We start from the raw sequence: 14,396 nt of genomic DNA on the forward strand, positions 1-14,396 counted from the left end.
CAGGGTTGTCTCCGAAGTGATAGATTCCTTCATTCCCCGCCGTTCTCCGATCTGCTCTATTCAATAGATTGAGGAACCTGCGGAATTTGTCATGATCACACAAATGCACGTAAAGGGGTTGATGTTCGACCCCTATAACAACGCTTATATAGTTGTCCTTCGCGATGAAGATCAGGCGGAGATGCTGCCAATTTGGGTCGGAAAGTCGGAGGCCAGCGCCATTAGCCTGGCATTGGAAAACGTGGCGCCGCCGCGCCCCATGACACACGACTTCATGAAATCATTCCTCGACGCGTACAACGCCAAAGTGATCAGCACAGTGATTACGGATCTGAACGAACATACCTACTTCGCCAAAGTCCATCTGATGTACGAAGATTCAGAATATGCCATCGACTCCCGACCAAGCGATGCCATCGCGCTCGCCATCCGGTCCGACGCCCCGATTTTCGCCAGCGATTCGGTCATTCGCAAGCAAAGCTCGGAAGAACTGGAACAGTGGCTGGAAAATCTCAAACCGGAAGATTTCGGCAAGCTGGACTCGTAACCGGGACATTGATCATGAGCACCATACCACACCACTCTCTCGACGACCTGATCCCGCTCACGGTGAATCGCGTGGTCGAAGACTCCAACACGGATACCAGAATCGTCGTGCTCACGAGGCCGGAAGAGACCGAAACCTTTATGATCTGGGTGGGCGCGCCAGAGGGAGACTCCATCCGTCGTGCGCTGGACTCGACGATTCCGCCGCGCCCGATGAGCCATGACTTGATCAAGAACTTCGGCGAGCACTTCGGCATCAAGACCCAGCGGGTCGTCCTGACCGACGTCAAAAGCAGCACGTACTACGCGACCGTATATCTTGAAAACAAAGGGGTCGAGCGGGTGATCGATGCTCGACCGAGCGATGCCATCGCGCTCGCCCTTCGAACCCATGCCCCCATCTACACGACACCGGATGTGTGGAAACGACGCAGCGGGCAACACCTAGATGCCTGGCTGACGAAGCTCGATACAAAAAATATCGGCACACAAGAAGTCTAGGACACGCAGTTTGACTTATCGCGAGGAGTAGAAGACGACCATGATGACCTATCTCGAAAAACCAGCCGACGTCAAAGAACAATGGCACCTCGTCAATGCCGAGGGACACACATTGGGACGCTTGGCTGCCAAAGTTGCCAGCATTCTCAGAGGGAAGCACCGGCCCACCTTCACGCCGAATGTGGACATGGGCGACCATGTCGTGATCATCAACGCGGAAAAGGTGCATCTGACCGGCAATAAGATGGAAGACAAGCTGTACATCCATCACTCCGGATATCCGGGAGGACTGAAGACCACCACGGCCCAGCACCTCTTCCGCAAAGACCCGACGGAACTTCTGGTTCGCGCGATCGAAGGCATGCTCCCGAAGAATCCCCTGGGAAACCATATGGCCAAGAAACTCCGAGTTTATGCGGGCCCGAACCATCCGCACCAGGCTCAAGATCCGAAACTCATTACTCTCTAGCGAATTAGGTTAGAAGGAGGCGTAATCGCATGGCAGTGGTCACACAGTACGCAACAGGCAGACGTAAATGCGCGGTCGCACGGGCGTGGGTCACCGGAACCGCCGGCGACATCACCGTAAACGAGAAGCCTCTTGAGAAGGCCTTCCCGAGACTCACCCTCCGGCAGATTATCCAGCTCCCGCTGGAAATGGCCGGCGTGATGGGCAAATACTCGATCAACGCGACAGTATACGGCGGCGGCCCGACCGGCCAGGCCGGCGCCCTTCGCCATGCGATCGCACGAGCGCTCGTGACCATGACTCCGACGTTTCGCACACCTTTGAAAAAAGAAGGCCTGCTGACGCGCGACTCGCGCGTGAAAGAACGGAAGAAGTACGGTCAGAAAGGTGCCCGTAAGCGCTTCCAGTACTCGAAGCGGTAAACAAAGAAGCCGACATCCGGAAAGGGGAAGGCTTCTCGCCTTCCCTTTTTTTTATGCCTGGCGGCTGCACACCTATCCTCATTAGCTTGATGGGCATGGCACCATGACGGAAAAACTTCGGATCGCAATCGCGGGAGCAAGCGGCTATGCGGGAGCAGAACTGGTCCGCCTCGCTGCGGCTCATCCGGCCTACAATATCACCGCCGTGACGTCGGAAAAATCAGCCGGGCAGAAAGTCTCTGCGGTATTTCCGAGTCTCGCGGGTCTGGTGCCTCACACATTTGAAGCACTGGCACCCGAGGCGCTCGCCGAACGGGCGGACGCGATCTTCCTCGCACTCCCTCACACGAAATCGCAGAACCCTGTGGCGCTGTGCAGGAAAGCAGGAAAACTGGTGGTCGATTTGAGCGCCGATTACCGGCTCAAAGATGTCGGTGCTTACGAGCAATGGTACCAGACTCCGCATACCCATCCAGAACTGCTGAAAGATGCGGTCTACGGACTTCCGGAGCTCCACCGCGACGCGATCGCCAAGACACAGCTGGTTGCCTCTCCTGGCTGCTATCCGACTGCGGCCATTCTCCAGCTTGCCCCGTTATTCGCAAACGGGTTGGTCCAGCCAGACACCGTGGTCATCGATGCCAAGTCCGGCATTTCTGGGGCGGGACGCAGCGCGGCCCTCCCCTACCATTTTCCCGAAGCCCACGAGTCATTGGAACCCTACAAGATCGGCCAACACCGGCATATTCCTGAAATCGAACAGGAACTGTTTGGAGTCCTCTCCAAGAGAGGCGGGAACACCGGCGCCGTAACCATCGCCTTTACACCCCATCTCGTCCCCATGAATCGAGGGATTCTGAGCACGGCCTATTGCAAACTGAACCGGCCCATGCCCCTTCCGGAATTGCGCGCACTCTACCGGGACTTCTACAAAGGCGAACGGTTTATCCGTTTGCATGAGGATTCCGTCCCCAATCCCCGCTACATCAAAGGATCGAACTACTGCGACGTCGGAATTTACGCCGATCAGCGGGCAGGATGGATCGTGACTGTCGCGGCTGTCGATAATCTGGTCAAAGGTGCCGCGGGTCAAGCAATCCAGGCGATGAATCTTATGATGGGGATCGCCGAAGAAACCGGCTTGACGGCTCCGGGCATGTACCCCTGAGGCCCGCACATCTGACCGTCACCTTCAATCAACTACACCGAGATGACCATGACCACATCGTCACGTGCGACAGGAGTCACAGCGCCACAAGGATTTCAAGCCGCCGGCATTCATTGCGGGATCAAGAAGCCCGGCATCCTTGACCTGGCGTTACTGGTATCCGATGTGAGCGGACCGATCGCCGGCGTATTCACCAAGAACCAGGTGGTCGCCGCTCCGGTCATTCTCGATCGCGATCACCTGAAACAGCGCATCGGACGCGCCATCCTCGTCAACAGCGGCAATGCCAATGCCTGCACCGGGAAACCCGGGATGGCCGCCGCGCTCACAATGGCCACGCTTGTCGCCAAGCGGCTGAAGGTCCCGACGCACGAGGTTTTTGTCGGATCAACCGGAGTCATCGGCCGGCGCCTGCCCATCGACTGCGTCAAGTCCGGTATCCCCACGCTCTTTGCGCAATTGAGCCCCCGGGGCGGCCACAAGGCGGCACAGGCCATCCTGACGACTGACCTGCGCCCCAAAGAATGTGCGGTGCGCGCCAGGATCGGCGGCCGGATGGTCACGATCGGCGGCATGGCCAAAGGATCCGGCATGATTCACCCCAATATGGCCACGATGCTGGGCTACCTGACAACCGATGCCGCCATTGCGCCCTCGACGCTCCAGCGGGCCGTTGAGGCCGCCGTGAATGAATCGTTCAATTGCATCACGGTGGATGGCGATACCAGCACCAACGATACCGTGCTCTGCCTCGCCAATGGCCTGGCCAAGAACTCGACCATTACCTATGGCACCGGGGCCTATCGCCAGTTTGTGAAGCTGCTGACGACCGTGTCCCAAACCCTGGCCCTCTCCATTTGCCGCGACGGAGAAGGGGTTACCAAGGTTGTCAAAATCGCAATCGAAGGTGCCGAGACACCGGCTGGCGCCAGACAGGTGGCGCAAACCATCGCCACATCGAACCTGGTGAAGACCGCCCTCTTTGGGGAAGACGCCAACTGGGGACGGGTTATGGGTGCCATCGGCCGCGCCGGCGTCCCGATTGAGCAGACCAAACTGAGCGTCTACTTTGACGATGTCCTTATGGTGCAACGAGGCATGGGCGTGGGCCTGGCTGCCGAGCGCCGGATAGCCAAGGTCTTCAAGAAGAAGGAATTTACCATCCGGGTGCGACTCGGACAGGGTTCCGCCAAATCCCACATGTGGACCACCGACCTGTCCTATGACTATGTCAGGATCAACGCAAGCTATCGATCCTAAAATGAAATTCTCGTTGGCGGCTTGAAAACACGCCCTGACTATGATAGCGTGCCGAAGCTTTACGGGTCACACAAGACAGCCCGGGGTCGAGCATTGTGCTTGAACCGGATTCTTACACAAAATCCACATCAGCGCATGGACGCTGCTTGGCTTGAGACAAGGGGGCTGGTCCCCCTCACCCGTATCGGTTACGGGTGTGCTGCAAGCCCTGAGGGGAGGTGAAGGCATGGGAGTGGTCGCAATTAAGGAATTACTGGAAGCCGGTGTGCACTTCGGGCACCAGACCAATCGATGGAATCCGAAGATGAAGCGTTTTCTCTTCGGCGAACGCAATGGCATCTACATCATCGACCTGCAGCAGACGCTGACGCGGATGGAGCAGGCCTATGCCTTCGTGCGTGATACCGTCGCCGCAGGCGAATCCGTCCTCTTTGTCGGCACCAAGCGGCAGGCAGCGGAAATCCTTGAAGAAGAAGCCAAGCGGGCCAACATGTTTTTTGTGAACCAGCGCTGGCTCGGAGGGATGTTGACGAACTTCAAGACCATTCGTCTCAGCATCGACAAGATGAAGAAGATGGAAGGCATCCTGGCGAACCCCAGCGAGCACGGCCTGAAGAAAAAGGAAATCCTTCTGATGCAGAAGGACATCGTCAAGCTGCAAAAGTATCTGTCCGGCATTAAGAGCATGCGGGGGGTCCCCGGCGCCGTGTTCATCCTCGACACGAGAATCGAGCACATTGCGGTACAGGAAGCGACCCGGCTGGATATTCCGGTCATCGCCATCGTGGATAGCAACTGCGATCCCGATCATATCACCTACCCGATTCCCGGAAACGACGACGCCATTCGCTCCATCAAGCTCATCACGTCGAAGATTGCGGACGCCTGCATCGAGGGCGCGCATCTGAAGTCTCAGCGCGAAGAAGCCGACTTCCAGGCCGCACCGGCGGGAGCAGACAAGCAGGCGGCCATGAGCGCGCAGGGCGCACCCGCATCCTAATCGCTCTGGCCCCATGACATTGGTCACGATTTGTTCATCATAACGGTAAGGATATTGGATCATGGCAGGATCAAGTCAGTTGGTGAAAGAACTCAGAGAAAAAACAGGCGCGGGCATTCTTGATTGCCAGAAAGCGCTCTCGGAAAACGGCAACGACGTCGACAAAGCCATCGATTACCTGCGTCAAAAAGGGTTGGCCGCAGCCGCCAAGAAGGCCGGACGGGAAACGAATCAGGGATTGATCCACGCCTATATCCACATGGGCGGAAAAATCGGTGTCCTCATCGAAGTCAACTGCGAAACGGATTTTGTCGCCCGCAATGAGGAGTTCAAGGCCTTCGTCAATGACCTCGCGCTCCAGATCGCCGCGGCCAAGCCGTCCTACGTGAAGCGCGAAGACATCCCCGCGGATCTCGTGGCAAAAGAGAAGGAGATCTACGAGGGACAGGCGAAGGAACTGGGGAAACCACCGGCTGCCTGGCCCAAGATCGTGGACGGCAAGCTGGAAAAGTTCTATCAGGAAAGCTGCCTGATGGAACAATCGTTCATCAAAGATCCCGCCGTGACCATCAAGGATCTGCTCTCGCAGAAGATCTCCAAGATCGGCGAAAACATGAACATCCGGCGTTTCACCCGCTATCAACTAGGCGAAGCATGAGCCCTGCGAAATACCGGCGCCTCCTTCTGAAAGTCAGCGGGGAGATGTTGGCCGGTGAGCAGGGTTACGGTATTCAGCCGTCCATCCTCGAAGGCTTGGCCGAAGAAATTGCCTCCGTCGTCGCCCTCGACATTCAAGTCGCCGTGGTGATCGGCGGAGGCAACATCTTTCGAGGCCTCGCGGCCAGCGCCTCGGGCATGGAACGGGCCTCCGCCGACTACATGGGCATGCTGGCGACCGTCATGAACGCCCTCGCCCTTCAGAACGCGCTGGAACGCCTGGGCGTGATCACCAGAGTTCAATCGGCGATTGAAATGCGCCAGCTGGCTGAAGGCTACATCCGCCGGAGAGCCATCCGGCACCTGGAAAAAAAACGCGTCGTCATCTTTGCCGGAGGCACCGGCAATCCCTACTTCTCGACCGATACCGCGGCAGCCCTTCGTGCCATGGAAATCGGAGCGCAAGTGATCATGAAGGGGACCAAGGTCGACGGGATCTACGATGCCGACCCCGTCAAGCACCCTACGGCAAAAAAATATACCGAGATCCCCTTCCTTTCAATTCTGAACCAGAACCTCAAAGTCATGGATTCGACGGCGATCAGTCTCTGCATGGACAATCAACTGCCCCTGATCGTCTTCAATCTGAAAGAAAAAGGAAACTTCAAACGAGTTGCGCTCGGTGAGCCGATCGGCACGTTGGTGACGACCGGTCCGCGCTAGCCCATTTCATGGAGTGTTGTTATGTCGAACGCCGCCCCCATACACCAGAAACTGACCGAAAAGATGGAACATGCCCTCGAGCATTTGAAGCGCGATCTGGCTGGACTGCGAACCGGCCGCGCATCGGTTGCCCTCCTCGACGGCGTGCGGGTGGACTACTACGGCACCATGACTCCCCTCAAACAGGTCTCGAACATTTCCACGCCGGAAGCCAGACTCATCACCATCCAACCATGGGAACCGAACCTCATTAAGGAAATCGAGAAAGCGATCTCGAACTCGGGGCTCGGCGTGAATCCTTCGAATGACGGGAAGATTATCCGCCTCCCCCTCCCGCCCCTCACGGAGGAACGCCGGAAGGAACTCGGCAAGATCTGCAAGAAGCACGGAGAAGACGCCAAGGTGCAAATCCGCGGATTTCGGCGCGACGCGAACGAGGAGTTGAAGAAACTGCAGAAAGACACCAAATTGACCGAAGATGAACTCCGGAAGGCCGAGCAGGATACCCAGAAGCTGACCGACTCCTATGTGCAAAAAATCGACGACGTGATCAAGAAGAAGGAACAGGAAATCCTGGAAGTTTAGCCGCGGCCTTCCATCGTCAGGTGGCAATCATTTCAACCTTCTCCCCCACCTCCGCAACGGTCGATCTCGCTGCCCTTGCACACAACGCCACGCAACTTCGACGGTTCCTCTCGCCGGGATGCGACATCATGGCCGTCGTCAAGGCCAACGGCTACGGCCACGGGGCCGGTGAGATTTCACGAACCCTGCTTCAACATGGCATCGCCCGTCTGGCCGTCGTCTCGATCGACGAGGGCATCGCCCTCCGGCAAGCCGGGATTACTGCCCCCATTGTCGTACTGGGTCCGCTCTTTCACAACCAGGTTGAAGACCTCTTCAGCCACCGACTGACCCCCGTTGTCAGCGATGCGACTGTCCTCCCGGGTCTCGCCCGGCGTGCCGCGACACTCCCGAGTCCATACCCTGTGCACCTGAAGGTGGAAACGGGCATGGGCCGGCTGGGATTGGCCGCCGACGAACTCATCGAGCTTCTCCTCTCACGGCGGCTGCCATCGTCCCTGCAGCTCGAAGGACTGATGACCCATTTTGCGGATGCCGATGGAGAGGCCGTCGACCAGACCCGTGATCAACTGACCATTTTCACCCGTGTAGTGACGACGCTCGCGGCTCAAGGCATCCGGGCTCCGCTCATCCATGCAGCCAACAGCGGCGCCGCCGTGCGTTTTCCGGACGCGCAATTCTCCCTGGTCCGCCCCGGCATCATGCTGTATGGCTACCACACGCTGCCCCGGTCCATCCCGGCACCCGATCTGAAGCCGGTTCTGACGCTCAAGACCTGCCTGGCCCAACTGCGCACGATCCCCGCCGGCGGCACCGTCAGCTACAACGCCACCTTTGTCGCAAAACGCGCGACACGCGTGGCCGTCCTCCCCATCGGCTATGCCGACGGATACAACCGGCGTCTCTCGAACCGCGGGGAAGTCCTGGTGCACGGCCGGCGCGCGAAGGTCATCGGCCTGGTGTGCATGGATATGGTGATGATCGACGTGACAGATATTCCCGGCGTGGCGGTCGGCGACGATGTGATCGTGATCGGCCGCCAGGGGCAGGACGCAATTACCGCAACGGACCTGGCCGAGTGGACGGGTACGATTCCCTACGAAATCCTCTGCTCGATCGGTCCGCGCGTACCCCGCCTCTATCAGACATCGTAACGCCCGATCAGACCTCCCAAACCCTGCTAGAAATTGACGCGAACGGACAGGCCGCCCGTATGATAGGTCGTTTTGTAGAGCCCGTTCACCACCGGCAAGAGGCACCCGCACGTCACAGTGCGCTGTTCATAGAGCGAGACCTGATAGGACAAATCCAGACCAATGGCTTGGGGCTTGATCGACCCGATCCCCATATTGCCGCAGCGGATACCGAACAGCGTCCCGCCTTGTTTGCACAGCATCCCGAACCCGAACGACGGAACATGCACGTCGGCGGACGGCACGGCGGGATCGAATGACGAGTCCGGCACCTGGGCGGGCGAATGTGAATATCCTGTCCGTAAGGCCAACTCCCACTCGGGAAGGGCATCCACCTTCAACCATCGATACTCCGTCCCGAGCATCACGGTATAGGTGCTGCGCCAATTCTGGGGCTGTGGAATCACCGTGCCGTTGGCGAGATGGATATCCAAATTTCTAACCGATTTCCAACCCACATAATCCATATCCATCTCCAGCTTCCACTCGCGCGCAGCCGTTCTGGTCGGCCAGATGGCAACCGCACCGGAGATGACCTGCGGCAGGACAAACGTCGTTGAGGCACCCGCGGTCTTGACGCCGTTTGACAAGACGACGCCTGATAGCGGCAAACCGGCCTGACTGCGGTAGACCAGCCCGATGTTGGCGATCGGTTTTCCGTCCGGATTCCGTAAGGCGGTATACAGAAGACTGAGGTTGTATCCGACGGCTGTGCCCTTGCCATTGAGTTCCACCTTGGCCCCTTGAGACCCGAATACCGGGGTGAGTGCGCCGCCGGAAGAGATAAACTGCTTTTCGAAATGTCCTTCTCCCAACATATCGGAAAACGTATAGATATCCATCCCGAGCCCCAGCGAAAGGTCCGGCGTCACCTGATAGGCCAACGTGGGTTTAATGTCCATCAGCGGCATGGCGGTGAATGTGGTTTTTGCGCTCAACGGCCCGTTATCCGGATACCGGCTCAGAGAGCCAAACGGTACGGTCAACCCGATGCCCACACTCATCCCGCTCAGTTCCCGTACGCCTAAATCTCCCAGATTCCCGACAATGAACAGATGGGCGGGAGGCGGCCAAGCCAGCGCTCCGTTGCGGTCTCCGGTTGAGTTCTGTCCTGCCGTAGGAGGATAGGAACTGGTGAAGTCCGTCGTCCCGCCCGACAACAACCCGCCGGCCATCACTTGGAGGCCATGCAATTGCGTCATACCAGCGGGATTGTAGTGGAGCGCAGACGGATCGTCCGCCTGGGCGGCGAACGCGTTGGCTTGCCCCGATGCGGCGGTTCCCTGCCCCTGAATGCGGGGGACCTGTGCGAGAAGATCGGTCCCGCACAATACACTGAATATGAAGATGAAACCTGCGCAGATCGAAGCAGACACCGCTTGACGAGACTTTGGATCGGCCACTCTGCCACCCCTCTCATTCCTTGGCATCCCTAAATAACCGATGCCAGAGAATGCGGCGGCATTCTACCCAGGACGGAACCAATAGTCTATGAGGGATTGCAGTTCGCCCCCCTCAAAGGGCTTGAGCAACGTCGCGTGCGCCCCCAAGCCCATGGCCCGGGCCGCCAGCTTCTGAGATGCGGAGGTGCACAGCAGCAGAATTGGAATCCGCTGGTTGAACGCTCTGATCTCGCGCACAAGGTCCATTCGATCGGTCAGCGCCGCATCCACTTCGAGGATCACCCCGATACAGGGCTCAGTTCGAAGCATCTCCAACGCCATGCCTCCATCCGCCGCCAGGTGCGGATGCAGACCGTTGGCCCGCAACCGATCGGCCAGCAGCTGCCGAATGCCGGCATCCCCCTCGATCACAAGAACCTGCCGCCCGGCTGTCCGCATAGACGATCCCGGAAGCGCCATCGTGGGCAGAAGCGGAACAGTGACGGAAAATTCCGCCCCGCCGTCCGGATGATTCCGCACCGTGACCGCACCGCCCTGCAACTCGACTAACGTCTTCACGATAGACAACCCCAACCCCAATCCCTTCGGGCCGCTGCGCTGGCGATGCTGGACGCGGAAGAAGGGATCGAAGATCTTGTCCAAAAACTCGTCGGGGATCCCCGGCCCCGAGTCGCGGACCGCAATGCAAGCCGATCGCGGCGTATCCATCTCAACCCGCACCGTAATCAGGCCGTCTTCGGGGGTAAACTTGACGCTGTTTTGGACGAGATTCACCACCACTTGAATCAGCCGATCCCGATCCGCCCACACAATCAGCGTGGCGGACGGATACACGCACTCAATCTGCTGCCGCTTGGCCTGAGCCAATGGACGCAGTTGCTCGATCGCATCCGCCAGGCAGGCCTCCAGATCCACCTCTGCGGGCAGCACCTCGAAGCGGCCGGTCTCGATGCGCGTCCGATCCAGCAGGTCGTCGATCATGCGAATCAGCCGGTCGGAGTTCTCCAGCATCCGGGAAAGATAGCGGTATTGCTTGTCATTCAGCGGACCGGTGAGCCCGTCGAGCAGGTTCTGAATAAACCCTGTGATCGAGGTCAACGGGGTCTTCAACTCATGCGACACATGGGAGAGAAACTGGGACCGTAACCGGTCGGCCTGCTCCAGCGCCGCCGTCCGTTCGCGCACTTTCATCTCCAGACGCAGGTTCCATTCCTCGATCTGCTGGTAGGCCGCGGCATTATCCAAGGCGATCGCCACCTGGCTGGCCAGCGTGGTCATCAGTTCGAGGTCGTCGCGCGTCAGACTATGTTCTTGCATCCGGTCCACCGTCAGCGTGCCGATGATCCGGTCTTTGGTCTTGAGCGGCACCGCGATCAACGCCTTCGTATTGACCATCGCGATCAGCTGCTGATTGAGGGGATGCAACCGCTCCCAGACCGCCTGAACGTCGCCGATGAGCAGGGATTTTCCTTGTAAGACCACCATGCCTTCAGGAGTCTCCGGATCTGAGACCGCAATTTCACGCGACCGGATAAACGCCTGTACCTCTGGGGCAACGCCCATCGCCCGCGCATCGACGACGAGTTGCCGCACAGGATCGAAAAAAGAGATCATGGCACGGTCATAGTTCAGATCCCGTATCAACGTTTCCAGGACCTGCTGCAATAACGCCTCGCGATCGAGGGTCGAACTGAACAACAAACCGGACCGGTGGAGGGCCGTCAGCTGATTCACCTTCCGGCGCAACTCCACCCGCGTCTGCTCCTGCTCAAGATAGGCTTCACGTAATTCCTCATGGCGCGCCTCCACGAACGCCACTTGTTCCTGAATCAATGCCTCGCGCTTTCGGGTTTCCCGTTGCATCCTCCGGCTGGTCATGAAGCCGGACACGAGCGTCGGGACCAGCGCGACCGCCAGGGCCTCCGGCGCACTGATCGCCGGATGCGCGAGCATGAGATAGCCGAACGCCGCCAGGCCTGCCGTCACGCCCCGATAGGGCCATATAGGCTGAGACCGCTCGGGCGTCCACTGAATGTCCCATTCACAGTACGCGTCGCCACGCACCATGCAGGCTCGATCCGTCACCCTCGATGGCGGCAACCCGTGCAACCGCACCGGCACCATCACGATGCGTCCCTTGGAAGACTCGCAGGTCTGCGCGGCGCAGGCGCGCCGATAGGGGCCGAACTGGCTGGCAATCCGCTCGGGAAATTGCAACCGTAAGACGGCCGACCGATCCGTCACCTCAACGACCGTGCACTCCAGCCCGCGGGCGAACTTCTGCGCAAAATAGGGATACATGCGATGGATCTGCGAGAGGCGGAACGGCCGGCCCAGCGTCTGGATCAAGGGCGAGATGTGCTTCTCTTTGCCCACGTCGTAATGAAACGTCGGACTCCCGGACAGCTGTCGGCAGAACTCCCGGAGGTAGGACGCAAACTCATACGAGTAACTATTCCAGACGGTCTTCAGAAACGCCGGCGTGACATGGTAGGCGGACTCGCGGATACGCGCGTTCAGCCGCCGGCAGAGTTCCTCGGCCACCGTCGCCGCCTCCGCCTCGCCGCGAACCTGCCGGACGCATTCTTCGAGATATTCCACATTATCGCGGATGACCATACCGCCGAAATCTTGAATCCGCTCGCCCCGGTCATCGACCCCGAACGGGCGATACGCCATGAAGGGCCGCTCAAGAATGGTATGTTCAGGAGATAACAATTCCATAATCAGAATCGCCTGTGCGTTGAATCGGCCTTCCTGCGTGAAGACCCGGCTCCGCGCGATCGCACCGCCCTGCGGTTGCCGCCCGGATTCCGCCCGCGTTCGTCACGCATTGATATTCACTTCGAGCATCCGGGGATGCAGTGTCCACAGACCCGGCTGCTCCAGGTCCATCGCCCGCTGGAGCGCCTCCAACTCTGCAAGAAAGGTTCGAAACACCCCCTTGGCCAGCTCCGTCCGCCGGGGATTCTTCGGCTCATCCAACGCCACCCCGGAATAGTCGGCCATCAACGGGGCTCGAATCACCTGCAGCAGATAGTTCGTATTGACCATCCGTTGATAGACATCGAGCGGCTCTCGCCGCCCGTCCCGATAGACACGGACCGGATTCAGCGATGTCCATAGCTGGTAATTCCAGAGCAACGCGCCGACCGACTCGTGATAGGCGGTCACCAGATAGATGACGCGCGCCAGCATATCCGCAAGTCCGGCCGCCGTCAGCGGCCACAGGCCTTCGAGGCCCGCCTGCGGCAACAGCCGATGCAGCATATCCACCCAGGCGCGCAAGGCCTCATCCGCATGGACCTCGGCATCCTGACTGTAATACAGCCCGGCGTACCGCTGAGTATGGCGATGCATGACGCGATAGAGTGCTTCCAGATTGGCCTGTGTCGGCAAGTCGATCCCGCTGTCAGCAAGCCCGCGCCGCTCCGCATCAAGCCACGGATTTCCCATCTCCAGGAGAAATTCCCTGGCGGAAGACTCCAACAACGAACACATCCCCTCATGGGTCAGACTGTAGGTCTCCTCAAAATCCCCGCGGGGCACCAGCTGGGCCGCGTTCCCGAAGCGGTTGCTCTGCTGTGTCCCATAGATGTGCGGCCAGAGCAGACGGCAGACGGGGTGATCCGGGCGAAAGGCATTCCGCGTCGCGATGGCCAGAGATTCGCCGGCCATCAGATGCAGCCAATTCCAATGGCGAACCAGGCCGGTATGCGTCGTAACCGCGCAGAGGGCGATCCGCTCCGCCAGCGGCCACGCGGCATCTCCGGGCCGCGCCGTCCCCAGCTCCGTGCGAATCTCGGCCGCCCGAATGGTCCTGGCTCCCGGATCGCGGCGAAACCGCACATGCGCCCAGGGCCGATAGAGCCCCTCATGGCAAACCATAGCCGGTTCGGCGAACTGTTGGAGGTTCCATTCGTACACCTCGTCCGTCACACGCTGGAGGTAGGCGGCATAGGGCCCGCGGACCGCAAGCAGCCCGAGATCCGGCTTGCCGCAGAGCTCCGCGGGCAGCACCGGACGTGCAAGAACCAGTTCCCGTGGCACACGCGCCTTCGCCGCCGCAGCTTTCGCCGCACGGTCATGGCGCGAGCGATAGCCGTGAGCCAGCGCCGCATGCATGTCGGACTCAATCATGGGAAGGCCTCGTTCCATGGGCGGGAAGATCCGATACAACAGCCGCTGCACCGCGAACATCAACCGTTTCTTCAGATACTGCCCGTAGGGGCGCTTTTCATCAGCGGGAATCCGGCTTGCCACGAACACAGAAGAGACCGTCACGTCAGGAAACACGCGGCTGAGCGGCACCGGCACCACCAGCCCAAACGAGCGGGGCACCGGAAGGATCGCGAGCGGTCGATTCTGCTTGAACTTCGTCCTCGCGATCCAGTTCCAGAGTCCCCGGCGAAGACTCCACCGCAGACCTCCCCAGATCCTCATCGCCACAGACCCTTTCAAGCCGGAGC

At 59.4% G+C, this 14,396-nt stretch carries 14 protein-coding genes; 11 read left to right on the forward strand and 3 right to left on the reverse strand.

The window, feature by feature from the left end; all coding sequences use genetic code 11:
* The first annotated feature begins 91 nt into the window (after positions 1-91).
* The 11 genes from ACO9S2_RS15735 to alr all read left to right on the forward strand — a co-directional run bounded on the left by ACO9S2_RS15735 (position 92) and on the right by alr (position 8,485).
* Positions 92-547, forward strand: a complete 456-nt coding sequence (locus ACO9S2_RS15735) for a bifunctional nuclease family protein (protein WP_423723340.1) — start codon at positions 92-94, stop codon at positions 545-547.
* A 14-nt stretch (positions 548-561) separates the two neighbouring features.
* Positions 562-1,047, forward strand: coding sequence for a bifunctional nuclease family protein (locus ACO9S2_RS15740; RefSeq protein ID WP_423723341.1), 486 nt, complete (start codon positions 562-564; stop codon positions 1,045-1,047).
* A gap of 40 nt (positions 1,048-1,087) precedes the next feature.
* Positions 1,088-1,516 carry a 50S ribosomal protein L13 gene (gene rplM / locus ACO9S2_RS15745; RefSeq protein ID WP_423723342.1) on the forward strand — a complete coding sequence of 143 codons (429 nt, stop codon included), beginning with the start codon at positions 1,088-1,090 and terminating at the stop codon, positions 1,514-1,516.
* Positions 1,517-1,545: 29 nt separating this feature from the next.
* On the forward strand, positions 1,546-1,938 hold the full coding sequence (rpsI, locus tag ACO9S2_RS15750) for a 30S ribosomal protein S9 (RefSeq protein ID WP_423723343.1): 393 nt from the start codon (positions 1,546-1,548) through the stop codon (positions 1,936-1,938).
* Positions 1,939-2,041: 103 nt separating this feature from the next.
* Entirely contained in the window at positions 2,042-3,106 is a 1,065-nt protein-coding gene (argC, locus tag ACO9S2_RS15755) for an N-acetyl-gamma-glutamyl-phosphate reductase (protein ID WP_423723344.1), read from the forward strand.
* A gap of 48 nt (positions 3,107-3,154) precedes the next feature.
* Positions 3,155-4,366, forward strand: coding sequence for a bifunctional glutamate N-acetyltransferase/amino-acid acetyltransferase ArgJ (gene argJ, locus ACO9S2_RS15760; protein WP_423723345.1), 1,212 nt, complete (start codon positions 3,155-3,157; stop codon positions 4,364-4,366).
* Between the two features lie 226 nt (positions 4,367-4,592).
* Positions 4,593-5,366, forward strand: a complete 774-nt coding sequence (rpsB, locus tag ACO9S2_RS15765; RefSeq protein ID WP_423723346.1) for a 30S ribosomal protein S2 — start codon at positions 4,593-4,595, stop codon at positions 5,364-5,366.
* A gap of 61 nt (positions 5,367-5,427) precedes the next feature.
* Entirely contained in the window at positions 5,428-6,024 is a 597-nt protein-coding gene (gene tsf, locus ACO9S2_RS15770) for a translation elongation factor Ts (protein WP_423723347.1), read from the forward strand.
* Positions 6,021-6,746 carry a UMP kinase gene (gene pyrH / locus ACO9S2_RS15775; protein WP_423723349.1) on the forward strand — a complete coding sequence of 242 codons (726 nt, stop codon included), beginning with the start codon at positions 6,021-6,023 and terminating at the stop codon, positions 6,744-6,746. The genes tsf and pyrH overlap by 4 nt, the downstream gene beginning before the upstream one ends.
* Positions 6,747-6,767: 21 nt before the next feature.
* Positions 6,768-7,331: a ribosome recycling factor gene (gene frr, locus ACO9S2_RS15780; protein ID WP_423723350.1), complete on the forward strand. Its 564-nt coding sequence runs from the start codon at positions 6,768-6,770 to the stop codon at positions 7,329-7,331.
* Positions 7,332-7,351: 20 nt separating this feature from the next.
* A complete protein-coding gene (alr, locus tag ACO9S2_RS15785) occupies positions 7,352-8,485 on the forward strand; it encodes an alanine racemase (protein WP_423723351.1) in 1,134 nt (377 codons plus the stop codon).
* A 26-nt stretch (positions 8,486-8,511) separates the two neighbouring features.
* Here the strand turns inward: alr and ACO9S2_RS15790 are convergent, their stop codons facing one another.
* From ACO9S2_RS15790 to ACO9S2_RS15800, 3 genes are all read right to left on the reverse strand, one after another.
* The gene (locus ACO9S2_RS15790) at positions 8,512-9,927 is read right to left on the reverse strand and encodes an OmpP1/FadL family transporter (protein WP_423723352.1); all 1,416 of its coding nucleotides are present in this window, start codon (positions 9,925-9,927) and stop codon (positions 8,512-8,514) included.
* Positions 9,928-9,990: 63 nt separating this feature from the next.
* A complete protein-coding gene (locus ACO9S2_RS15795) occupies positions 9,991-12,651 on the reverse strand; it encodes a hybrid sensor histidine kinase/response regulator (protein WP_423723353.1) in 2,661 nt (886 codons plus the stop codon).
* Between the two features lie 102 nt (positions 12,652-12,753).
* A complete protein-coding gene (locus tag ACO9S2_RS15800; RefSeq protein WP_423723354.1) occupies positions 12,754-14,370 on the reverse strand; it encodes a lipoxygenase family protein in 1,617 nt (538 codons plus the stop codon).
* Positions 14,371-14,396 lie beyond the last annotated feature (26 nt).

It is taken from the genome of Nitrospira sp. NS4, assembly GCF_049546785.1.
Lineage (GTDB): Bacteria > Nitrospirota > Nitrospiria > Nitrospirales > Nitrospiraceae > Nitrospira_D.